Source organism: Craterilacuibacter sinensis, from assembly GCF_009831765.1.
Lineage (GTDB): Bacteria > Pseudomonadota > Gammaproteobacteria > Burkholderiales > Chromobacteriaceae > Craterilacuibacter > Craterilacuibacter sinensis.
This window is the reverse complement of the sequence record NZ_WSSB01000022.1, coordinates 1-22974: the sequence shown is the minus strand read 5'-3', so window position 1 is coordinate 22974 and position 22974 is coordinate 1. Positions and strand designations below refer to the sequence as shown.

At 61.2% G+C, this 22974-nt stretch carries 23 protein-coding genes; 7 read left to right on the top strand and 16 right to left on the bottom strand.

The genetic code is table 11. The features are described from left to right. Positions 1-62: 62 nt before the first annotated feature. From ubiB to queA, 6 genes are read right to left on the bottom strand one after another with little or no spacing between them, the layout of a single operon-like run. Positions 63-1589, bottom strand: a complete 1527-nt coding sequence (ubiB, locus tag GQF02_RS15485) for a ubiquinone biosynthesis regulatory protein kinase UbiB (protein WP_160798360.1) — start codon at positions 1587-1589, stop codon at positions 63-65. Next, positions 1589-2176, bottom strand: coding sequence for a ubiquinone biosynthesis accessory factor UbiJ (locus tag GQF02_RS15480; protein WP_160798358.1), 588 nt, complete (start codon positions 2174-2176; stop codon positions 1589-1591). The genes ubiB and GQF02_RS15480 overlap by 1 nt, the downstream gene beginning before the upstream one ends. Next, entirely contained in the window at positions 2177-2515 is a 339-nt protein-coding gene (locus GQF02_RS15475; RefSeq protein ID WP_124736456.1) for a DMT family transporter, read from the bottom strand. Further along, positions 2515-3249 (bottom strand): bifunctional demethylmenaquinone methyltransferase/2-methoxy-6-polyprenyl-1,4-benzoquinol methylase UbiE, encoded by a 735-nt coding sequence (gene ubiE / locus GQF02_RS15470; RefSeq protein WP_124736455.1) that lies wholly within the window; start codon positions 3247-3249, stop codon positions 2515-2517. Before ubiE ends, GQF02_RS15475 begins: the two co-directional genes overlap by 1 nt. A 3-nt stretch (positions 3250-3252) precedes the next feature. Further along, complete coding sequence (locus GQF02_RS15465; RefSeq protein ID WP_160798356.1) at positions 3253-3627, bottom strand: gamma-butyrobetaine hydroxylase-like domain-containing protein; 375 nt, start codon at positions 3625-3627, stop codon at positions 3253-3255. Positions 3628-3672: 45 nt separating this feature from the next. Beyond that, the gene (queA, locus tag GQF02_RS15460) at positions 3673-4698 is read right to left on the bottom strand and encodes a tRNA preQ1(34) S-adenosylmethionine ribosyltransferase-isomerase QueA (protein ID WP_124736453.1); all 1026 of its coding nucleotides are present in this window, start codon (positions 4696-4698) and stop codon (positions 3673-3675) included. A 273-nt stretch (positions 4699-4971) separates the two neighbouring features. Here queA and aroQ point away from each other — a divergent pair, with 273 nt between their 5' ends. The 5 genes from aroQ (at position 4972) to GQF02_RS15435 (ending at position 9389) form a co-directional block, all read left to right on the top strand. Beyond that, complete coding sequence (aroQ, locus tag GQF02_RS15455; RefSeq protein ID WP_160798364.1) at positions 4972-5454, top strand: type II 3-dehydroquinate dehydratase; 483 nt, start codon at positions 4972-4974, stop codon at positions 5452-5454. Between the two features lie 17 nt (positions 5455-5471). Then, the gene (gene accB / locus GQF02_RS15450; RefSeq protein ID WP_124736452.1) at positions 5472-5936 is read left to right on the top strand and encodes an acetyl-CoA carboxylase biotin carboxyl carrier protein; all 465 of its coding nucleotides are present in this window, start codon (positions 5472-5474) and stop codon (positions 5934-5936) included. A gap of 95 nt (positions 5937-6031) precedes the next feature. After that, positions 6032-7387 (top strand): acetyl-CoA carboxylase biotin carboxylase subunit, encoded by a 1356-nt coding sequence (gene accC, locus GQF02_RS15445; RefSeq protein ID WP_160798354.1) that lies wholly within the window; start codon positions 6032-6034, stop codon positions 7385-7387. Position 7388: 1 nt separating this feature from the next. Next, positions 7389-8279 carry a 50S ribosomal protein L11 methyltransferase gene (prmA, locus tag GQF02_RS15440; protein WP_160798352.1) on the top strand — a complete coding sequence of 297 codons (891 nt, stop codon included), beginning with the start codon at positions 7389-7391 and terminating at the stop codon, positions 8277-8279. A gap of 3 nt (positions 8280-8282) precedes the next feature. Continuing rightward, on the top strand, positions 8283-9389 hold the full coding sequence (locus GQF02_RS15435) for a DUF3426 domain-containing protein (protein WP_160798350.1): 1107 nt from the start codon (positions 8283-8285) through the stop codon (positions 9387-9389). Positions 9390-9486: 97 nt separating this feature from the next. Here the strand turns inward: GQF02_RS15435 and GQF02_RS15430 are convergent, their stop codons facing one another. From GQF02_RS15430 to GQF02_RS15385, 10 genes are all read right to left on the bottom strand, one after another. Next, positions 9487-10482: an NAD(P)H-dependent glycerol-3-phosphate dehydrogenase gene (locus GQF02_RS15430; RefSeq protein WP_160798348.1), complete on the bottom strand. Its 996-nt coding sequence runs from the start codon at positions 10480-10482 to the stop codon at positions 9487-9489. 16 nt (positions 10483-10498) lie between these two features. Further along, positions 10499-10945, bottom strand: a complete 447-nt coding sequence (locus GQF02_RS15425; protein WP_124736447.1) for an SH3 domain-containing protein — start codon at positions 10943-10945, stop codon at positions 10499-10501. 5 nt (positions 10946-10950) lie between these two features. Then, on the bottom strand, positions 10951-11403 hold the full coding sequence (gene secB, locus GQF02_RS15420) for a protein-export chaperone SecB (protein WP_124736446.1): 453 nt from the start codon (positions 11401-11403) through the stop codon (positions 10951-10953). 87 nt (positions 11404-11490) lie between these two features. Further along, positions 11491-11748: a glutaredoxin 3 gene (grxC, locus tag GQF02_RS15415; protein WP_124736477.1), complete on the bottom strand. Its 258-nt coding sequence runs from the start codon at positions 11746-11748 to the stop codon at positions 11491-11493. A 43-nt stretch (positions 11749-11791) separates the two neighbouring features. Then, positions 11792-13186 (bottom strand): D-alanyl-D-alanine carboxypeptidase/D-alanyl-D-alanine endopeptidase, encoded by a 1395-nt coding sequence (gene dacB, locus GQF02_RS15410; protein WP_160798346.1) that lies wholly within the window; start codon positions 13184-13186, stop codon positions 11792-11794. After that, positions 13186-15363: a primosomal protein N' gene (locus GQF02_RS15405; RefSeq protein ID WP_160798344.1), complete on the bottom strand. Its 2178-nt coding sequence runs from the start codon at positions 15361-15363 to the stop codon at positions 13186-13188. Before GQF02_RS15405 ends, dacB begins: the two co-directional genes overlap by 1 nt. A gap of 323 nt (positions 15364-15686) precedes the next feature. Further along, positions 15687-16757, bottom strand: a complete 1071-nt coding sequence (hemE, locus tag GQF02_RS15400; protein ID WP_160798342.1) for a uroporphyrinogen decarboxylase — start codon at positions 16755-16757, stop codon at positions 15687-15689. A gap of 158 nt (positions 16758-16915) precedes the next feature. Next, complete coding sequence (gene parE, locus GQF02_RS15395) at positions 16916-18880, bottom strand: DNA topoisomerase IV subunit B (protein ID WP_160798340.1); 1965 nt, start codon at positions 18878-18880, stop codon at positions 16916-16918. After that, the gene (locus GQF02_RS15390; protein WP_235930228.1) at positions 18877-19485 is read right to left on the bottom strand and encodes a DUF2238 domain-containing protein; all 609 of its coding nucleotides are present in this window, start codon (positions 19483-19485) and stop codon (positions 18877-18879) included. Before GQF02_RS15390 ends, parE begins: the two co-directional genes overlap by 4 nt. A gap of 35 nt (positions 19486-19520) precedes the next feature. Next, positions 19521-20051, bottom strand: a complete 531-nt coding sequence (locus tag GQF02_RS15385) for an RNA pyrophosphohydrolase (protein ID WP_124736475.1) — start codon at positions 20049-20051, stop codon at positions 19521-19523. A gap of 328 nt (positions 20052-20379) precedes the next feature. Between GQF02_RS15385 and GQF02_RS15380 the strand changes: the two genes are divergently transcribed. Together GQF02_RS15380 and GQF02_RS15375 are read left to right on the top strand one after the other, a co-directional pair. Continuing rightward, positions 20380-21708 carry a glutamine synthetase family protein gene (locus GQF02_RS15380; protein WP_235930227.1) on the top strand — a complete coding sequence of 443 codons (1329 nt, stop codon included), beginning with the start codon at positions 20380-20382 and terminating at the stop codon, positions 21706-21708. A gap of 68 nt (positions 21709-21776) precedes the next feature. Then, a complete protein-coding gene (locus GQF02_RS15375) occupies positions 21777-22868 on the top strand; it encodes a polyamine ABC transporter substrate-binding protein (protein WP_160798338.1) in 1092 nt (363 codons plus the stop codon). The last annotated feature ends 106 nt before the right edge of the window (positions 22869-22974 follow it).

Sequence of the window (22974 nt, the reverse complement as noted above, 5' to 3'; positions counted from 1 at the left end):
ATCACCACGAGACAACAGATACAAGGGTGGGTTAGCCGCCATCGGCGGCGTAACCCACCACCCTACAGCACATCCTTCAACAGCAACGCCCCCAACAGCAGCGCGATCAGCGCAAGCAGGAAGTTCTGCCGCTTCTGCTCGCGCATCAGTTGCATATAGCCGGCCACCATCAGCTCGGACGATTTGCCGGAGAGGGCTTCGTTGAGCTTGCGCGGCAGGGTCGGCAGCGTGGTCGCCCATTGCGGGGCTTCGTTTTTCAGGGTGCGAATCAAGCCGCGCCAGCCTATCTGCTCGTTCATCCACTTCATCAGGAAGGGCTTGGCGGTGTCCCACAGGTTGAGGTCGGGGTCGAGCTGACGGCCCAGCCCTTCGATATTGAGCAGGGTCTTTTGCAGCAGCACCAGCTGCGGCTGGATCTCGACATTGAAGCGGCGGCTGGTCTCGAACAGGCGCAGCAGCACCATGCCGAAGGAGATCTGGCTCAGCGGCTTGTCGAAGAACGGCTCGCACACGGTGCGCACTGCCGCTTCCAGCTCTTCCGGACGGGTGTCGGCCGGCACCCAGCCCGACTCGATATGGGCGGTGGCGACGCGGTGGTAGTCGCGGTTGAAGAAGGCAAGGAAGTTGACCGCCAGATAGTGCTTGTCGGTTTCGGTCAGGCTGCCGACGATGCCGAAGTCGAGCGCGATATAGCGCCCGTCCGGCGCGACAAAGATATTGCCCGGGTGCATGTCGGCATGGAAGAAACCATGGCGGAACACCTGGGTGAAGAAAATCTCGACGCCAAAGCGCGACAACTGCTTGAGATCGACCCCTTCGGCGCGCAGGCGCTCGATCTGGCCGATCGGCGTGCCGTTCATCCATTCCAGCGTCAGCACTTCACGGCAGGTCGCGTCATAGAACACTTCGGGCACCACCAGCATGTCGGAGCCTGTGAAATTGCGCCGCAACTGCGAGGCGTTGGCCGCCTCGTGCATCATGTCCAGCTCGTCATGCAGATACTGGTCGAACTCGGCCACCACCTCGCGCGGTTTCAGGCGCTTGCCGTCGGCCAGAAAGCGCTCGACCCAGCCGGCCAGCGTATTCATCAGCGCCAGATCCTGCTCGATCACAGGCTGGATGCCGGGGCGCAGCACCTTGACCGCCACCTGGCGGCCACGACTGCCATCAGGCTCGCGCAAATACGCCTTGTGTACTTGCGCCACCGATGCGCTGGCCACCGGCACATCGTCAAAATCCACATAGATCTCGTCTACGCGCCGGCCGAAACCCTGCTCGATCACCTGACGCGCCAGCGCACCGTCAAACGGCGCAACTTTGTCTTGCAGGCGCGCCAGTTCGTCGGCGTAATCGGGCGGCAACAGGTCGCGCCGCGTCGACAAGACCTGACCAAACTTGACGAAGATCGGCCCCAGGCTTTCCAGCGCCAGACGCAGGCGTGCCGGCAATGGCTGTTCCGGCTTGGGGCGGCCGGGCAGAAAGCGCAGCAGGCGCGGGACAAAGCCCAAACGGGAGTGGCCGGCAAAAAAGTCATCCAGGCCAAAGCGGTATAAGGTAGAAACGATTTTCAGCGAACGCGACAGACTCATCAGGACAACTTTTTGTTTGGGGTGGGTGCCAGCGCTTCCAGACGCGCCAGGCGTTTTTGCAGACGTTCGCTATCATCACGCAGGGTATCGACCGCCGCGACAAACTGCGCGACATCCTGCCGCCTGGCCAGCAGCGGGACTTCATCGCGCAGGTGTTCGATCCAGCTCTCCAGCAGGCGGCCGCCAATCTCGCCCTTGACGCCCAGGGCGCTGCGCACGGTGCGCCCGACGCGATGGGCAAGGCTGTCGCCGACGATGCGCGACAGGTCTTCTTCGGCATCCCAGTGCAGGCGCGACAATAAGGCGGCCAGCGACGAGGCCAGCACGCCATCACCGTCAAACGCCACATTGCCCATGCCGGCCGGCTGGCCGCTAATGGCGGTGAGCACGACGCCATGGCTCAGGCGCACCGTGGCCTCGGGCTCGCCCTGACAAGCGGCCAGATAGCCCTCCTCGGTGACCACGCCGCTCACCGTGACCGGTGCCAGCCTGATTGCCACCCGCCGCCCGGCATGCGCGGCCAGCTCGGCGCGCACTTGCGGGTGCTGCCCCAGCAGATGGTTGAATGCCAATAGCGAAATCTGCATTTAATGCCCCTTGCTGGCCAGACTCAGCAAGATCGTTCCGGCCACAATCAACACGATACCCGCGGTTTTGGCCAGCGAAACGCTCTCGCCAAACACCAGCACGCCAACCAGCGCCACCGCCGCCATGCCCACGCCGCACCAGATGGCGTAGACAATACCGACCTCGAGCCGCTGCACCACTTGCGACAACAGCCACAGCGAACAGCCGTAGCCGCACAACACCAATAGCGTCATCAGCGGGCGGGTAAAACCCTCGGTCAGCTTGATCGAGCTGGTGGACACCACCTCGACCAGAATGGCCACGCCCAGCAGCAACCAGGTCGGGATCAGCGCCAGCATCAGAATTTGTAGCCCTTGTGCAAGGCCACCACACCGGCCGACAGGTTGTGGTAATCGGCCTTGCCGAAACCGGCATCCAGCATCATCTGCTTGAGCGTGTCCTGATCCGGGTGCATGCGGATGGATTCGGCCAGATACTGGTAGCTGGCGGCGTCATTGGCGATCAGCTTGCCCATCAGCGGCAGGGCCTTGAACGAATACAGATCGTAAACCGGCGACAGCGGCTTCCACACTTTGGAAAACTCCAGCACCATCAGCTTGCCGCCGGGCTTGAGCACGCGCAGCATTTCCTTCAGCGCCAGATCCTTGTGCGTCATGTTGCGCAGGCCGAACGCCACCGACACGGCATTGAAGTAGTTGTCGGGGAACGGCAGCTTCTCGGCATCGGCCAGCGACACCGGCAGCATCAGGCCTTCATCCAGCAGACGGTCGCGCCCCACGGTCAGCATCGACGAGTTGATATCGGTCAGCCACACTTCACCGGTCTTGCCCACGCGCTTGGCCCAGCCGCGCGCCAGATCGCCGGTACCGCCGGCAATATCCAGTACCTTGTCGCCGGGCTTGACGCCGGAGGTGCTCAGGGTGAAATGCTTCCACACCCGGTGCAGGCCCGCCGACATCATGTCGTTCATCACATCGTATTTTTGTGCCACCGAATGAAAGACCTCGGCGACCTTGTCGGCCTTCTCGCTTTCCGCGACGTCTTTAAAGCCGAAGTGCGTTGTTTTTTCCATGTTCTATTCCCCCCTGCCCGCGCCGGCTGCGGCGAGGCGATCCAGATAATCCTGCCAGTTGATCTCGTAATGCTTGCCCAGCTGGTACAGATAGTCCCAGCTGTAAAGGCCGCTGTCGTGACCGTCATCAAACACGATCTTGAGCGCGTAATGCCCGACCGGCTCCATAGCAGTTATCACCACCTGACGCTTGCCGGTCTGCAGCGTTTCCTGCCCGACGCCATGGCCGCGCACCTCGGCCGAAGGCGAGTACACGCGCAGGTATTCACACGGCAAGGTAAAGCTTGCGCCATCGTCAAAGGCAATTTCCAGCCGCTTGCTGATGGCGTGCAGCTTGATCTCGGTCGGCATGGGGCTGTTCGGTTTCAGGCCGGACATGGACTCTCCAGTTTAAGAAGACAGGGGCTTTCCAGCACGGACGGCTCAGCCGTCCTTGCGCTCCAGCAGCATGGCGTCGCCATAGCTGAAGAAGCGGTATTCCTTTTCCACCGCATGCACATAGGCGGCACGCATCTCGTCGTAACCGGCAAAGGCCGACACCAGCATCAGCAAGGTCGACTTGGGCAGGTGGAAATTGGTCAGCAGGCGGTCAACCACATTGAAGCGGTAGCCCGGCGTGATAAAGATATCGGTCTCGCCGCGCCCTGCGACCAGCGCACCGCCACGCGCGGCGGACTCCAGCGCGCGCATGCTGGTAGTGCCGACCGACACCACTTTGTGCCCGGCTGCGTGCGCCTCTTCGATCATGGCGCGCGTTTGCTCGGGGATATCGTAGATTTCGCTGTGCATCTTGTGATCGGCAATATTGTCGACCCGCACCGGCTGGAAAGTGCCGGCACCGACATGCAGCGTGACATAGGCAAGCTTCACCCCTTGCGCCTCAAGGCGGGCCAGCATCTCGTCGGTAAAGTGCAGACCGGCGGTCGGTGCGGCGACCGCACCTTGCTCCTTGGCATAGACGGTCTGGTAACGCGAGTCGTCATCGCTGTCGGTGTCGCGCTCGATATAAGGCGGCAGTGGCAGCTTGCCCGAGGCTTCGAGAATATCGAACAGGTTTTCTTCGGCGAGAAAGCGCAGCTTGAACAGCTCGCCCACGCGCTCGACCATCTCGGCCTGCCAGCGCCCGGCAAATACCAGACGCGTGCCCGGCTTGGGCGATTTGGAGGCGCGCACATGCGCCAGCGCCGTGTGCTCGTCCAGCACGCGCTCGATCAGGGCTTCAATCTTGCCGCCGGAGGCCTTTTCACCAAACAGGCGCGCCTTGATCACGCGCGTATCATTGAACACCAGCACATCGCCGGCAGACAAAAAGCCCGGCAGCTCTGCAAACAGGGTGTCGGATAGCTGCTTACCTGCGACATGCAGCAGACGGCTGCCGCCACGCACTTCAGGCGGATGCTGGGCAACCAGATGTTCGGGCAGGTGGTAATCAAAATCGGAAAGCTGCATGGCGGCGCACATATAAGGCAAATGAAGGCGATTATACCCGTGCCATTCACTTAGCGGCACGCCGCTTGCATGACCATGCTGCCTATTGCGCCAGATCAAACCCGCTTTTACCCGACTGGCACAGAATTGCGGCGATGCGTTAGAATGCCTGCCAACCCTAGTGCATAAACTCTATATGAACATCAACAGCTACTGCTCATATTTCACATCTGGGCTTCAATTTCTGCAAAAGCTGGACTTTATGCGCCCATTTGCGGCAAACTTGCGCCCATGATGAAAGCTGACAGCGTGCCGGCCCTGCGCCGTATTCTGGTTTTGCATGGCCCCAACCTGAATCTGCTCGGGCTGCGCGAGCCACAACATTACGGTCGCGACACGCTGGATGATATCAACCAGCGCCTGATACAGCAGGCCAAAGCCGCCGGTTTCACACTGGAAACCCTGCAAAGCAACGCCGAACATGTGCTGATAGAGCGCGTACATGCTGCGTTGAATGACGGCACGGCTTTTATCATCATCAATCCCGCCGCCTTTACCCACACCAGCGTCGCACTGCGCGATGCACTGGCTGGCGTCAAGATTCCGTTTATTGAAGTTCACCTGTCCAATGTCCACGCCCGTGAACCCTTCCGCCAGCATTCGTATTTTTCCGATCTGGCGCAAGGCGTGATCTGCGGACTGGGTGCTTCCGGTTACGAACTGGCTCTGGCCCATGTGCTTATGCAAATGGCTCAGACGCCCAATCCAACAATCTAAAAGAAATTAGGATCAGCATGGACCTGCGCAAACTGAAAAAACTGATCGACCTGGTGGAAGAGTCCGGCATTGCCGAGCTGGAGGTCACCGAAGGTGAAGAAAAAGTCCGCATTACCCGCGTGACACAGAACAACCAGATGTTTGCCCAAGCCATGCAATACCATCAGCTGCCACCGGCTGCACCGGCTGCCGCACCGCTTGCTGCACCGGCTCCGGCTGCCGTCGTTGAAGTGGCTCCGGCCAACAATGCCGCGGCCGTGAAGTCGCCTATGGTCGGCACCTTCTACCGTTCGGCAAGCCCGGGCTCCAAGCCCTTTATCGAAGTCGGCCAGCAAGTCTCTGTCGGTGACACGCTGTGCATTATCGAAGCGATGAAGCTGATGAACGAAATCGAAGCCGACCGCGCCGGTGTGGTCAAGGCCATCGTGGCCGAAGATGGCCAGCCGGTAGAATACGGCGAACCGCTATTCATCATCGAGTAAGGCTGCCAGCACGCCTTGGGAGGAGCAGGACGCGGATCGCTAGCCGGTCGGCCTCTTGCTCCTTGCCGTTCTCACGCCCTGCGGAGATATGATTCATGTTTGAAAAAATCCTGATCGCCAACCGTGGCGAAATTGCCCTGCGTATCCAGCGTGCCTGCCGTGAAATGGGCATCAAGACCGTGGTGGTCTATTCCGAAGCCGACCGCGAAGCCAAATACGTCAAGCTGGCCGATGAAGCGGTCTGCATCGGCCCGGCGCCATCGGCCAAGAGCTATCTGCATGTACCGGCCATTATCGCGGCCGCCGAAGTCACCGACGCGCAAGCCATTCACCCCGGCTACGGCTTCCTGTCGGAAAACGCCGACTTTGCCGAACGCGTCGAGCAGTCCGGCTTTGTCTTTATCGGTCCGCGCCCTGAAACCATTCGCCAGATGGGCGACAAGGTTTCAGCCAAGCACGCCATGATCGCCTCCGGCGTGCCTTGCGTACCCGGCTCGGAAGGCGCGCTGCCGGACGACAACGATGAAATCATCAAGATCGCCAAGAAAATCGGCTACCCCATCATTATCAAGGCTTCCGGTGGTGGTGGCGGGCGCGGCATGCGCGTGGTGCATACCGAAGCGGCGCTGCTGAACTCGGTCGAAATGACACGTACCGAAGCGGGTGCCGCCTTCGGCAACCCGACCGTGTATATGGAAAAGTACCTGCAGGAGCCGCGCCATATCGAGATTCAGGTGCTGTCCGACGAGTACGGCGACGCCATCTATCTGGGCGAGCGCGACTGCTCCATGCAGCGCCGCCACCAGAAAATCATCGAAGAAGCACCGGCACCGGGCATTACCGACAAGCAGCGACAGAAAATCGGTGAAGCCTGCGCTGCCGCCTGCCGCCGCATCGGCTACCGTGGCGCCGGCACTTTCGAATTCCTGTACGAAAACGGCGAGTTCTACTTTATCGAGATGAACACCCGCGTCCAGGTCGAGCACCCGGTGACCGAGCTGATTACCGGCATCGACATCGTGCAGGAGCAGATCCGCATCGCCGCCGGCGAGAAGCTGCGCTACAAGCAAAAAGACGTGCATATCAAGGGCCACTCCATCGAGTGCCGCATCAATGCCGAAGACCCGTTTACCTTTGTGCCAAGCCCGGGCAAGATCGAGGGCTACCATCCGGCCGGCGGCCCAGGCATCCGGGTCGATTCGCACATCTATCAGGGCTATACCGTGCCATCACATTACGACTCTATGGTCGGCAAGGTGATTTCCTACGGCGACACCCGCGAACAGGCCATGGCGCGCATGCGTATTGCCCTGTCCGAGATGGCGATTTCCGGCATCAAGACCAATATTCCGCTACATCAGGAACTGCTGCTGGATAGCGCGTTCCGTCGTGGCGGCACCAGCATTCACTATCTGGAAGAGCGACTCGCCCAGAGAAAAAAAGGAAACTGATATGGCCTGGCAACAAGCCACCATTGATACCGATTCGGCCGTCGCCGAACAATTTGCCGATGCACTGATGGATGCAGGCTGCCTGTCTGCCGCCATCGAAGACGCGCTGGCAGGCACCGAGGCCGAGCAACCGATCTTCGGCGAGCCGGGCGAGCCGGTCGAACAGATGTGGAAAAGCAGCAAGATCATCGCGCTGTTCGAAGAGCACGCCGACCTGGCGCTGATGATCGCCGCCGCCACCACCGCGACCGGCATTGCGCTGCCACACTACACGCTGGAGCGGGTGGAAGAGCAGGACTGGGTGCGCCTGACCCAGAGCCAGTTCGATCCTATCCGCATCTCCGAACGGCTGTGGATCACGCCGACCTGGCATGATGCGCCGGACGCCAACGCCATCAATCTGCAACTGGATCCGGGCCTGGCCTTCGGCACCGGCAGCCACCCGACCACGCGTCTGTGCCTGCAGTGGCTGGATGCGAATATCAAGGGCGGCGAGACCGTGCTCGACTACGGCTGCGGCTCCGGCATTCTCGCCATCGCTGCCCTCAAGCTGGGGGCGGGCGATGTTGCCGGCGTCGATATCGACGCGCAGGCGGTACGTGCCAGCCTGGACAATGCCGCACAAAACGGCGTCAGCGGCATCTTCTGCCTGCCGGATGCGACACCAGAAGCCAAGGTCGATGTGGTGCTGGCCAATATTCTGGCCAATCCGCTGCGCCTTTTGGGCGAGATGCTGGCCAGCCATGTGAAGACCGGTGGCAAAATCGTGCTCTCCGGCATTTTGCAAGAGCAGGCCGAAGAGCTGTCCGCCATCTACAACACCTGGTTTGAGATGGAAGCCCCGGTATTCGACGAGGGCTGGACCCGACTGACCGGAACACGACGCGCCTGATCCATGCAAACTACACAATGCCCGCAGTGCCAGACCCGATTCAAGGTCAGCGATGAACAATTGGCTGTCGCCGGCGGCTTTGTCCGCTGCGGGCACTGTGCGCATGTGTTCAATGCCAGCGACTTTCTGCAGGCCATGCCGGGCACCTTGCCCGTTGTCGCCCCATCTCCCCTGCCTTCGTCTGCTGATGATTTCGAGCTGGAGTTGCCCGACTTCGATCCGGCCGACTACTTGCCGGAAACAGAAAAAGGCGACATCGCCGAGCCGGCCGCCGCGATACTGCCGCCCGAGCCCGAGCCCAAGCCCGAACCTGAGCCTGAGCCTGAGCCGCCGGTAGCGGAAAACCCGGATATTGCCGAATTCCAGCAGGCGCTGGCCGATGCGCTGCGCGCGCCAAAACAGGCTTCGCGCAGTATCGAGCCACCGGATGCCACACCTCTGCTGCCGCTGGGCGACCCGTTTGCCGAAGCAGATCAAGCAGACATCCTGCATACGGCCCGCAAGCCGCGCCTGGAACCGGTCATGGAGACGCCACCGCCCCCGGCCCCGGATAGCCCGGTCATGCCACCGCCTGTGCGCGAAGCGGCCACCCGCAATAAAGTACGCCCGTCCAGGCACGGTGCGCTCGGTGCGGCACTGGGCGTTGCCGCCGTGATGGGATTGTTTGTGCTGGCCGCCCAGCTGATCTACTTGAACCGCATCCGCATCAGTGCCGAATTACCCGAACTGCGCCCGGTACTCGAACAAACCTGCGCCCGTCTGGGCTGCACCGTTCCCCTGCCTGCCGATCGTCAGCTACTGCGTACCGAATGGTCGGAATTGACCGTAGTGCCGGATCACCCCGGCCTGGTACAGTTCACCGCCATTCTGAAAAACCATGCCCGTTATCCACAGGCATGGCCGGCGATGGAGCTGACCCTGACCGACAGCGAAGACCGGGTCCTGGTGCGTAAAGTCCTGCCACCGGCCGACTATCTGCCGCCGGCCGAATTCAAGGCCGGGCGCTTTGCTGCCGGCAGCCAGATACGCGTCAGCCAGCGCTTTGATGCCGCCCGTCTGGGCGCACGCAACAAGTCGCTGGGCTATAGCGTGAACTGGCTGTATCCGTAAAGACCAGGAAACAGGCTGATGCCTGCTGGCCAGGCCATAAAATGAGAAACCCCCATCCTCGGATGGGGGTTTTTATTTGCGCGACAAGACGGCGGCTTTAGCCACCGAACTCGCTCTTGGGCGAGCGCTCCAGCAACTGATCCACCACATCCTGCGGCTTGGCGCCATGATAGAGCAGGTCGCACACGGCGGCGGTAATCGGCATGTCGACTTCCAGCCGCTCGGCCATGGCCAGCACCTCGCGCGCGGTCGGCACGCCTTCGGCCACATGGCCCAGTTCAGCCAGAATCACGTCCAGCGGCTTGTTTTCAGCCAGCTTGAGGCCAACCTGACGGTTGCGCGACAGCGCGCCGGTACAGGTCAGGATCAGATCGCCAACACCGGACAGGCCCAGCAGGCTTTGCTGGCCCGCGCCCATGGCCACCGCCAGACGGGTAATCTCGGCCAGGCCCCGGGTAATCAGTGCGGCGCGGCTATTCATGCCCAGCCCCATACCATCGGCAACACCGGTAGCAATCGCCATCACATTCTTCACTGCCCCGCCCACTTCCACGCCGACCAGATCATCGTTGGCGTAGATGCGCAGCAAAGGGCTATGCAGCAAGCGGGCATAGTCGCGGGCAAATTCGGCATTTTCCGAGCCCAGCGTCACCGCCGCCGGCAGGCCTTGCGCCACTTCGCGGGCAAAGCTGGGGCCGGACAAGACGCCGCAACGCGTCAGGTGCGGACACTCCTGCTCCACCACCTGATGCGGCAGCAGGCTGGAACCCGCCTCCAGACCCTTGCATGCCCACAATAAGGGCACGTCGTCCTGACGCAGCGCCTTGAGTGCCCGCAAGCTGGAGCGCAAACCCGCAATCGGCGTCACGATCAATACCAGCTCGGCATCGGCGACGGCCACAGCCAGATCGGCGGTCAGCGCCAGCGAGGCAGGCAATGGGCAGCCATCCAGATAGCGGCGGTTGACGCCGTCCTGTTGCAGCGCGGCCATCAGCGCAGGGTCTCGCCCCCACAATGTCACTTCGTGCTGGCGGGCAAAAGCCACCGCCAGCGCCGTACCCCAGGCGCCAGCGCCCAAAACGGCCAGTTTCATGCCTTGTTTCCGTTCATTACACACCCCACAGGGTATTGATGCGGACAAAGCCGGCTGCACCGTCGCGGTGCTTGACCCGGACCCAGCCGGCTTGCGCCGGCTCGAGCAGTTCGACCACCGCATCCTTGTCCAGACGATAGGCCAGCGGTGCACTGTCGCTGGCTGCCGTCCTGACTTCGGCCTGCGCCGCCGTCACGATCAGCATGCGCTGCACCGACAAGGCCGCAGCCGGGATCCAGGCGATGCCGCCGCTGGCGTCGCGCACCCGCGCCCACTCTTTCTGCGTCGCCAGCACTTCCACCGGATAGTAGCGGCTGACCACAAACAGCTTTTTGGCATTCAAGGCCGGCGCGTCATACAGCGACACCCCGGTTTCCTTGACCGAGCGGAACTCCAGCGCAAAAGCCGGTGCGGCAGCACAAGCTGCCAGCACCAGCGCGGCCAGACTATGGCTTAGCTTCATGATCTTCAGGCGTTGCCGGCTTCGGCCATCTGCGCGCGCTGCTGCATATACAGCGCCTCGAAGTTGATCGGTGCCAGCAGCACAGGCGGGAAGCCGGCACGGTTCACCAGGCTGGACACGGTTTCGCGCGCATATGGGAACAGGATGTTCGGGCAAGCCACACCCAGAATCGGGTCGATGTCTTCAGCCGGAATGTTTTCGATGCGGAAGATGCCGGACTGGGCCACTTCGCACAGGAACATGGTCTTGTCGGCCAGCTTGGCGGTCACGGTCACCGTCAGCGTGCATTCGAAGAAGCCGTCATCGATCTGCTTGCCTTCGCTGCCCAGCTGCATGTCGATGTCGGGCTGAGCCTGTTCCAGGAATACGGCCGGCGCATTCGGCACCTCAAGCGAGAGATCCTTGACGTAGATTTTTTCGATGGAGAAAACCGGCTGCACTTCTTGTTGTTCGCTCATAAACAGGTCTCGCAATATGAATTGGATAAGAAAAAATCGGGCTCAAGCAGGTTTGCATCATCGCATGAAAGCGTGCGGCGCGGCCACTCAGTCAGCCAACAGTACATCCAGCTTGCCGGCGCGGGACAGCGCCTCCAGATCATCGCAACCGCCGACATGGGTTTCACCGATGAAAATCTGCGGTACGGTACGGCGGCCGGTAATGCTCATCATGCTGTCGCGCGCGGCAGGATCGAGATCGATACGGATTTCTTCAATCGCCTCTACCCCTTTGCTTTTAAGGACTTGCTTGGCGCGGATGCAGTAAGGGCAAACCGCCGTGGTGTACATCGTTACTTTTTTCATCATGGTCTCGCAATCAAACTGGCGGAAAAACAACATTATAACGTCAAGGCGCCGGCCTCACGCCGGCATAAGACGCAAGCACGCCATCGAGCAGCGCGTCCAGATTCGGCAACAACTGGCCGGAGCGCGGGCTGTTGATGATGGCGACGATGGCCAGACGCTCGCCATCCGGTGCCAGCCAGTAGCCGGCCAGCGCCCGCACACCGGCCAGCGTGCCGGTTTTCAGCCGCAAGCGCGGCCCCCATTGCCCGAGCCGGGTTTTAAGCGTGCCGCTCTCGCCGGCCACCGGCAAGCTGGCGATAAACTCGCCGGCGTAAGGCCCGCGCGCCGCTACGCGCAAGAGCTCGCCCAGCGCGCGCGCCGAGATGCGCTCGCGCCGCGACAGGCCGGCACCGTTTTCCAGCACCAGCGTCTGTGCATCCAGCGCATTTTTCGCCAGCACTTGCCGCACCACCTGCGTGGCATCCGCCACCGTGTCACCCGTTAGCGGCCGCTCCGCGCCCAGCGTCAGGAACAGGCTGCGCGCCATGGTGTTATTGCTGTACTGGTTAATGGCAGACAAGGCCTGCACCAGCGGCGGCGAACGGTAAAGCGCCAGGGTGCGCGCTTCAGGCGGCGTGGCCGCGACACCAAAGCCTTGCGGCCCCTCGCCGCCCAGACGCGCCCAGCGTGCGGCAAATGCTTGCCGTGCATAATCGTCGGCCGACAGCACATTGACAAAGCTGCTTGCCCCGTCACAGGCCCTTGGCAAGGCGCCGCTGACGCTGATCTGATTGCCTTGCTGGCGCACGCGCACATAGCGGCGCACATCGGCACATGCGCGCCCTGTCTCGCCGGCATCGCTCAGGTCGGACGCCAGCGTCACGCCGGGCAAGGCCGGCTCCAGCACCACGCGTGTGCCGGCCCCGTCGTTGTAATAATGCAACCATGCCACCTTGAGATGGGTCAGGTGGGTGTCGGGCGCCACGGCAAAGGCGCGCTCGGCATCGGCCTCGAAGTCCTCGGCACTGCCGGTGGTGGCAAACGCCCCCTTGTCCAGCAACAGCCGGCCATTGATGCGCCTGACCCCGCGCAGGCGCAATTCGCCCAGCAACTGGTCCAAAGCCGGCAGATCAAACAAGGGGTCACCGCGCCCCTGCCAGTAGACATCGCCTTGCAAGGTGTCGCCGACGAGGGGAGCGGCCGATAGCAGCGTGCTTTGCCAGCGCCATTGCGGCCCCAGCGTTTCCAGCGCGGCAAAGCTGGTGACCAGTTTCATGGTCGAAGCCGGATTCAGCGCGACATCGGCGCGGTGCTCTGCCAGCACGTCACCACTGCCGACCTTGCCCACCCATAGCGCCACTTCATTTTCCTGCAGGCCGGCCAGGTCCGGCAGCGCCGCAGCCAGCGGCGCACCCATCGACGTGCATAGCAGCACCAGTAGCAAACAGCGTTTCATCACATCTCCGTCGGATCGACATCCAGCGACCAGCGCAAACTGCGCCCGGCCTTGCGCCCTAAGCGCTCAAGCAGCGGCAAGGCCTGATTCAGGCAACGGTGCAGCGCACGGCGGTCCGCACATTCAAACACCAGCTGCATGCGCTCGCGCCCGGCCAGCCGTGCCATGGTGGCCGGTGCCGGCCCGAACAGCGCCACCTCGCCCAGCCATGGCGCAGCCTCGGCCTTAAACTGGCCAAGAAAAGCCTCGGCTTCATGTGCCTCATGCGCATCGGCGCGCAGCAGCGCCTGGAAAATCGCCGGCGGGAAATGCGCCTCGCGTCGCGCCGCCAGCTCGCGTGTGGCAAAGCCGTCAAAATCCTGCGCTACCAGCGACAGATAAAGCGGATGCTCGGGCCACTGCGTCTGCACCAGCACTTCGCCGCGGTGCTCGGCACGGCCGGCGCGGCCGGCCACTTGCATCAGCAGGGAAAACAGCCGCTCGCCGGCACGAAAATCGGCCGAATACAGCCCGCCATCGGCGCCCAGTACCACCACCAGACTCAGGGCACCGAAGTCGTGCCCCTTGGCCAGCATCTGCGTGCCGATCAGGATATCCACTTCGCCGGCATGCACCTTGCGGTACACCTCGTCCCAGGCATCCTTGTTGCGCGTGCTGTCGCGGTCTATGCGCAAGACACGCGCCTCGGGAAACAAGCGCTGGATAGCGCTTTCCAGCCGTTGCGTGCCCTCGCCCAGCGGCTGGATATCGACATTGCCGCAATCAGGGCACACGCGCGGCACGCCCTCTTCCCAGCCGCAATGGTGGCAGCGCAGCACGCGCTGCAGCAGATGCAAGACCAGCTTGCTCGAACAGCGCTTGCAGCCCGAAGTCCAGCCGCACTGCGGGCAGGCTATCACCGGCGAGTAACCGCGCCGGTTGATAAATACCAGACTCATTTCGCGCTTTTGCAGACGCTTGGCCAGCGCGGCAAGCACCGGCTCGGACAGGCCCTCATTCAGGCGCAGCAAACGGGTATCGACCAGGCGCACCTGCGGCAAGCTGGCAGCGGCATGCGCCCGCGTCGTCAGCAGCAGGCGGCGGTAACGCCCGGCCTCGACATTGGCCACGGTTTCCAGACTGGGGGTGGCACTGCCCAGCACAATAGGCACCGCAGCATCATGCGCACGCCAGACGGCCAGATCGCGCGCGTGATAGCGCAAGCCGTCCTGCTGCTTAAGCGAGCCATCGTGTTCTTCATCCACCACAATCAGCCCAAGCCTGGGCAGTGGAACAAATACCGACAGCCGCGTCCCGATCACAATGCCGGCACGTCCTTGCCAGGCATCGACCCAGCCTTGCAGGCGTTCGCCATCGGCAAGCGAGCTGTGCAGGGCGGCAATCGGCGTGACCGGGAAGCGGTCGGCAAAGCGTTGCAGCAACTGTGGCGTCAGGCTGATTTCCGGCACCAGCACCAGTACCTGACGCCCGGCGGCCAGCGCGCAGGCGATCAGATGCAAATACACTTCGGTCTTGCCGCTGCCGGTCACCCCTTGCAATAACCAGGGCTGGAAGCGGCCGAAACTGTCACTGATGGCCGCAAGCGCTGCCTGCTGCTCGGCGTTGAGCGGCGGCCCGTCTGCAACTTCAAGCTCGGGACTGGGGGGCTCTGCACGCTCGGCCTTGCCCTCTTCCAGCCACTGCCCCAAGACCTTGGGTGCCTGCGCCGACACTGCCCGCAAATCATGAATGGTTTGCGGCCCATCCTGCAAAGCCTGCCACAAAGCCAGACGGGCCCGTTGCCTGGCCGGCGGCTGATCGGCCAGACCGGCAGCACTCAGCGCCCAGGCACGCCTGTCTGCCAGACGCGCCGCTTGCGCCACGCGCAAGGCGGTGGGCAAGGCGGTAAACAATGCCGCCCCCTTGGGATAGTGGTAATAGGCCGAGACAAAATCGATCAGGCGCAACAAGGCGGCAGGCAGCGGCGGCAACTCGTCAAAAATGGCCGCCAGCGGCTTGATTTTGGCCGGATCCAGTGCCGGATTCGCCACACCATCCACCAGCACGCCGCACTGTTTGCGACCGCGAAAATCCACCTGCACCCGTGTCCCTGCCGGCAAGGCATGGGGCGCCAGATAGGTAAATGTCCCGTGCAGGGGTACATCCAGCAGCACCTCGACAGTTTCGAATGTATCCATTTTTACTCGATGCAGGCGCAAAGCCAGACGGGGCGCGGGTTTGCGCAAGCTGTGCACATAGTTTGTGGATAACTTTGTGCACAACCCTGAAAAAGAGGCCGGAAAAGCCGGCAGGACAGTGCTTCAGGCGGATTGCACAAATTTTGAACAATCGCGCAAACCCTTATAAAACAAGGGTTTGCGATGTTTATTAATTTTTTGCGACACAAGACTTGACAGATGACGTTCGCAGCAAGTCCGGTGTGCATAACTTGGTGGATCAAATCGAACGCCAGCTGTCAACCGTGTTTTGCAGCCCCTTGACGGGGCTGCTCCGCGCCCGGTCAGCCTTGGGTGTGATAGGTGCGCGACAGGCGATGCACGCTGTCGACCAGCACGCCGGCGTGGGCCGGATCGGCAAACTGCGAGATACCGTGCCCCAGGTTGAAGACATGACCGGAACCGGTGCCATAGGAGGCCAGAATGCGCGCCACCTCCCGTTCGATTCCCTCCGGGCTGCCAAACAGGACGTTCGGGTCCAGATTGCCCTGCAGGGCGACTTTATCCCCGACGCGCGCGCGCGCCTCGCCGATATCGGTAGTCCAGTCCAGGCCCAGCGCGTCGGCGCCGGTTTCGGCCATCGCCTCCAGCCATTGCCCGCCGCCCTTGGTAAACAGGATCACCGGCACACGCCGGCCTTCATGTTCGCGAATCAGGCCGCTGACAATCTGCTGCATATAGGACAGCGAAAACTCGCGGTAGGCCGGCCCGCTCAGTGCGCCACCCCAGGTATCGAAAATCTGCACCGCCTGCGCGCCGGCACGGATCTGCGCATTCAGGTACTCGGTCACCGTGCGCGCATTCACATCCAGAATGTGGTGCAGCAATTCGGGACGGCCATACATCATCGCCTTCAGGTGACGGAAGTCGGCCGAGCCGCCGCCTTCTATCATGTAGCAGGCCAGTGTAAACGGGCTACCGGAAAAGCCGATCAGCGGCACGCGCCCGTCCAGCGCCTTGCGGATGCTGGAAACGGCATCGAACACATACTGCAGCTTGTCTTCCACATGTGGCGCCACCAGCGCCTTGATTGCCGCTTCATCACGCAGCGGACGCTCGAATTTCGGGCCTTCGCCCTCGGCGAAATACAGCCCCAGCCCCATGGCATCGGGTACGGTCAGGATGTCGGAAAACAGGATGGCCGCATCCAGCGGGAAACGCTCCAGCGGCTGCAAGGTGACTTCGGTGGCGTAATCCGGGCTGGTACACAAGCCCATAAAGCTGCCGGCACGGGCGCGCGTGGCGCGGTACTCCGGCAGATAGCGCCCGGCCTGGCGCATCATCCAGACCGGTGTGTATTCCACCGTTTGATTGAGAAGTGCGCGCAGGAAGACATCGTTTTTAAGCTGGGTCATGATAGGCCACGTCGTTTGCATTGGCCGCCATTATACCTGCAAGCGTCATCTCCTCATCCTCTTTGCACAGGCAGAACGCGCCCGGAAAAACGACAAAGACGGCAGGAAAAGCACTTCGCCCTCCCTGCCGTCCTGACACCTGCACTGCCGGCACATGCTTACACGTCGGCGATAGCCTCGTTGCCCTTGGCTTCCATCCAGCCGCGACGGCTGGAGGCTTCGCCCTTGCCCATCAGCATGGTAAACATGCGGCGGGTGTCGTCAGCGGCACCATTACGCACGCGCACGCATGACAGGCGCCGGGTATCGGGATGCATGGTGGTATCTTTCAGTTGTTCCGGGTTCATCTCGCCCAGACCCTTGAAGCGTGAAATACCCCACGCGCCTTCACGCACATTCTCGCTGCGCAGGCGGTCGAGGATGGCCTCCAGTTCGCCCTCATCCAGCGCATACAGCTTGCGTGGCGGACGGTTTTTGCCCGAACCCGGCACATCGACGCGGTACAGCGGCGGCTGCGCGATATGGATATGCCCTGCTGCCAGCAGCTTGGAAAAGTGGCGGTAAAACAGGGTCAGCAGCAACACCTGGATGTGCGAGCCGTCCACGTCGGCATCCGACAAGATGGCAATCTTGCCGTAGCGCAGCCCGGACAGGTCGGCGTCCTCGCCCGGCGCATGCGGATCAACCCCGATCGCCACCGAGATATCGTGGATTTCGGCATTGGAAAACAGCTGGTCGCGGTCGGTTTCCCAAGAGTTGAGCACCTTGCCGCGCAGCGGCAGGATGGCCTGGTACTCCTTGTCGCGCGCCAGCTTGGCCGAGCCGCCAGCCGAATCCCCCTCGACCAGGAACAGCTCGTTGCGTGCGATATCTTCGCTCTCGCAATCGGTCAGCTTGCCCGGCAATACCGCCACGCCCGAGCCCTTTTTCTTTTCGACCTTTTTCACCGAGCGCAAGCGGCTCTGCGCCTGGCGGATGGCCAGTTCGGCAATTTTCTTGCCCGCCTCGACATGCTGGTTCAGCCACAACTCGACCGGGTCGCGCACCACGCCCGAGATCAGCTTGAGCGCGTCGCGGCTGGTGAGTTTGTCCTTGGTCTGCCCCTGGAACTGCGGGTCCAGCACGCGGGCCGACAGCACAAAGCGCACCCGGCTCCATACATCTTCCGCCATCAGCTTGACGCCGCGCGGCAAGAGATTGTGCAGGTCGACAAAGCTTTTGACCGCATCGAATACCCCGGCGCGCACGCCCGCTTCGTGCGTGCCGCCCAAGGGCGTCGGAATCAGGTTGACGTAGCTCTCGCCACCGCCAGCTTCGTCAAACCAGGCCAATGCCCACTGCGCACCTTCGCCGCGGGCAAACTGCTCGTGATCGTCGCCAATAAACGCCTCACCGGCAAACAAAGGCGCCACCGGCTCGTCACCACCACACAACTCGGCCAGATAACTCTTCAGGCCGTTAGGGTATTGCCAGACCCTGACCTCATCACCACCTGCCTTTTCCAGCGTCAGGCTGACCACGACCCCGGGCAGCAGCACGGCCTTGGCGCGCAGCAGGCGCTCCAGTTCGGGAATGGAATAACGCGGGCTCTCGAAATACTTTCCATCCGGCCAGATGCGCACGCGGGTGCCGCTGGTGCGCGGCCCGCAGTCGCCACTACGCGCCAAAGGCTCGATGACATCGCCACCGGAGAAAGCCAGCTGGTAAACGCCCCCCTCGCGCTTGACCTCGACTTCCAGCCGGGTCGACAAGGCATTGGTCACCGACACCCCGACGCCGTGCAGGCCGCCGGAGAAGGCATAAGCACCACCGTCTTTCTTGTTGAACTTGCCGCCGGCGTGCAGCCGGGTAAAGACCAGTTCGACCACCGGCACATTTTCGAGCGGATGCAGGCCGACCGGAATGCCGCGGCCATCGTCTTCGACTGACAGCGAGCCGTCCAGATGCACGGTCACGGCGATTTTTTTGGCAAAGCCGCCCAGCGCCTCGTCGGCGGCGTTGTCTATCACTTCCTGGCAGATATGGGTCGGGTCGGTAGTACGGGTATACATCCCCGGACGCTCCTTGACCGGCTCCAGCCCCTTGAGCACGCGTACCGAAGATTCGTCGTATTGTTGGTTCATGGTGTCCTGTTGAAAATTTTGGTCACGCCCTGCAGGCGGACAAGTTCACGCTCATGCAGGCCGGACAGCAGTAATTGGGAAGCCAAGGCACCGACCAGGGCCAGAAACATATCCCATTGGGTGTCCCAGGGGTCGCCCTGGGTCGCAAGAAAGGCATTGGCGTCGGCGCCTATCGCAACGGCCACCCACCATTCGATCAGCTCGTAAAAGGCGGAAAAGGCCAGACAGCACGACGTCGTCAGCAGCACCAGCCACAAGCCCGGCCGTAGCGGCGTTCTGCGCAGCAGTACTTCACGCGCCAGAATGGCCGGCACAAAGCCTTGCGCCAGATGCCCCAGCCGGTCGTAATGATTGCGTGCCAGATCAAACGCATCGCGCAGCCACAATCCTGCCGGCACTTCGGCATAGGTGTAATGAGCACCGATCAGCAAAATAGCCGCATGCACCAGCATCAGGCACAGTGCCAGCGGCGTCCAGACAAAACGCGGCCAGGCCCATAGCAACAAAGGCGCACCCAGCAATACGGGCAGCGCCTCCAGCAGCCAGGTCGCACGGTCGGTCGGCGCGATGGCCGACCACAGAACAAGCGGCAGTAGCAACAGCAACAGCCACCATGGGCGCCGCCTTATATAGGCGGGCGTCAGTGGTCGTGCTCCCGCGCGTCGCCGACACGGGCAATATATTCCTCCCGCGTCTCCATCCCCTTCAGGAAGCGCGACAGTTCGCGTAGCGAGCGATCGTATACATCGCGCTTGAATTCGATCACGCTGTCTATGGGGGCCCAATAATCGTTCCAGCGCCAGCCGTCGAATTCGGGATGGCTGCTTGCCCGCAGGCAGACATCACTATCGCGCCCGACCAGCCGGAGCAAAAACCAGATCTGCTTCTGTCCCTTGTAGCTACCGCGCCATTCGCGCCTGACCCAACTGGTTGGCACTTCATAACGCAACCAGTCGCGCGTGCGGCCGATAATCCTGACATGACGAGGCAGCAGGCCGACTTCTTCCATCAGCTCGCGGTACATTGCAGCTTCCGGGCTCTCGCCCGGCTTGATGCCCCCTTGGGGAAACTGCCATGAGTGCTCGCGCACCCGTTTGCCCCAGAACACCTCATTGTGTTGATTAATGAGGATGATTCCGACATTGGGGCGGTATCCATCCCGGTCCAGCATGGTGAAACCTGCATTCATGAGTTGTGCCGATTTTTGCACATTTCACCACACCGTGCCATCCGTACACGCCTTGATTAGCAAGGATTTGCATTTGATGCACAGCAATAGCGGTTGAAAATAATTGACGTGTTCAGAGCGGACGCCTACAAGTAAAGGACGGAAAAATTAATCCATAAGAATAAAAGAGACCAACACCCTCATGCATAGCATGGCCAAAACCACCTGCCGGACACCTTGCTTGTCCCACCTGCTAAGCCCCTTGCCCGGTGTCAGTTAGATCCGTTTCCACTGTTTGCGCCCACTTCACAGCACAACTCAAGGAAACGCGATGATGAAAGACCTATCCAACTGGTTCTCCGAGCGCGGCATCAGCCGTGTTGAATGCCTGATTCCCGACATGGCCGGCACTGCGCGCGGCAAGCGAGTGGCAAGCGCCAGTCTCGCGAATGCCGAACTACGTTTTCCGCTGGTCGGACTGGTGCAAAGCATCAGCGGCGACTGCCAGCAGCAGCTGGTGCCCGCTACCGACCCGGATATGTGCCTGCTGGCCGACTATGCCAGCTTGCGCCCGCTGCCCTGGGCCAGCGAACCCACCGCCCAGTTGATTTACGACTGTCATCACGAAAATGGCGCCCCCATCCCTCAAGCACCGCGCAATGTACTCAAGCGGGTGCTGGCACAGTATCAGGCATTGGGTCTGCAGCCCGTCGTCGCCCCGGAAATGGAGTTTTACCTGACGGCTCCCAGTGCAGGCCCGGGCCTCTCCCCTGCTGCGCCCGGCGGGCGCCATGGCAGATGCGAGACGCGACGCCAACCCTATAGCCTGGATGCCGCCGATGCTTTCAGTCCAGTACTGGATGATATCTACCGCTACTGCCACGCGCAGGGGATAGGCGCTGCTGCCGTGCTGCATGAAGTCGGTCGTGGCCAACTGGAGATCAATCTGGACCATGGCGATGCCCTGGACTTGGCCGATCAGGTTTTCCTGTTCAAGCGCACCGTGCACGAAGCAGCACGCCAGCATGGCCTGATTGCCACGTTTATGGCCAAGCCGATGGCGGATGACGCCGGCAGCGCCATGCATATCCATCAAAGCCTGATCCGGCAGCAAACGGGACAGAATGTATTTTCACTGGCGGATGGCTCGGCCTCGCCCACCTTTTTCCACTATATCGGCGGTCTGCAACGCTATCTGCCGCAGGCCATGCTGCTGTTTGCGCCTTACGTCAACTCCTTCCGCCGGCTGGCCCCCTTCTCTGCGGCCCCCATCAATGTGGCGTGGGGCTACGACAACCGCAGCTGCGGCTTGCGCGTGCCAAACAGTCCGCCGGCCGCCCGCCGCGTCGAAAACCGCCTGCCCGGCGTTGATGCCAATCCTTACCTTGCTCTGGCTGCGACACTGGCATGTGGCTTGCTTGGTATCAGACAGGAAATCCAGCCGGATGCCGCACGACAAGACAGTGCTTACGACTTGCCTTATGCCTTCCCCCGTACGCTGGGCGGCGCCATCACTGCACTGCAAAACAGTCATGATCTTGCCGAGTTATTGGGTAGCGAATTTGTCAGCAGCTACTGCGCATTGAAAAAAGTGGAAGACGATGAATTCAACCGCATCGTCACTCCATGGGAGCTGGAAAACCTGCTGGAGAATGTCTGAATCACCATAGCCTCATCGAACCTAATTCGGTGCGATGAGGCCGGCATGCACCAAGGAGAAAACAAAAGATGCAAAAAACTACCATTGCTATTGCACTCGCCACCCTGCTTGGAAGCAGCCTGACGCAGGCGGCAAGCAAAGAGCTGAATGTTTATAACTGGTCCGATTATATTGCCGCCGACACCATCCCTAATTTCCAGAAGGAAACCGGGATCAAGGTGCGCTACGACGTGTACGACAGCAATGAAATCCTGCAGGCCAAGATGCTGACCGGCAAGTCAGGCTACGACATTGTGGTGCCAACAACCATGTTCCTGCCCAGACAGATCGAAGCAGGCCTGTATCAGCCGCTGGATAAATCCAAGCTGCCCAACTACAAGGGGCTGGATCCGGAATTACTGAAGCTGACATCCACATTCGACAAGGGTAATAAATACGCAATACCGTATTTTTGGGGCATGAACACTCTTGGCATTAACAGCGACAAGGTGAATAAGGTATTAGGGGGCAAGCTGCCAGCCAAGCAATGGGATCTGTTGTTCAAACCGGAATATGCCTCCAAGCTCAAGAGCTGCGGCATCAGCGTACTGGATTCTCCATCCGAGGTTTTCCCTATTGTCTTGCACTATATGGGTAAAGACCCCGGCAGCAAAAACCCAGCCGATTATCAGGAAGCAGCAAAACTGCTGAAAACCATCCGTCCCTATATCACCCGCTTCTCGTCTTCTGGTTATATCAATGAACTGGCAGGAGGCTCGCTCTGTCTCGTTCTGGGCTATGGTGGCGATCTGAATATCGCCAGAAACCGGGCTCAGGAAGCGAAAAATGGAGTCAAGATACAGCCCTTGGTTCCGGCGGAAGGGGTTGGCATCTGGATAGACAGCATGGTTATCCCGAAAGACGCGAAAAATCTGGATAACGCGTATAAGTTTATCGATTACAACATGAACGCTAAAGTCGCCGCAGCCAACTCCAATTTCGTCAACTATGCACCAGGCAGCGTCGCCGCCCGCCCGTTTATCAATAAGGACAACCTCGCTAACCCATCCATTTTCCCGACCAAGGAAATCATGGCCAAAAGCTTTGTCATGCTGCCGCTAGACCCTAAAGTGCAGCAACTCAGCACCCGCCTTTGGACACAACTCAAGACCGGTAAATAAGACATGGCCGCCGGCAGGCGGCTTATGCCGCGAATAAGCTGAAAATGCAAAAACCCCCGACCTTGAATCAAGGTCGGGGGTTTTCTAATGGGGCGTCTGGCGGTGT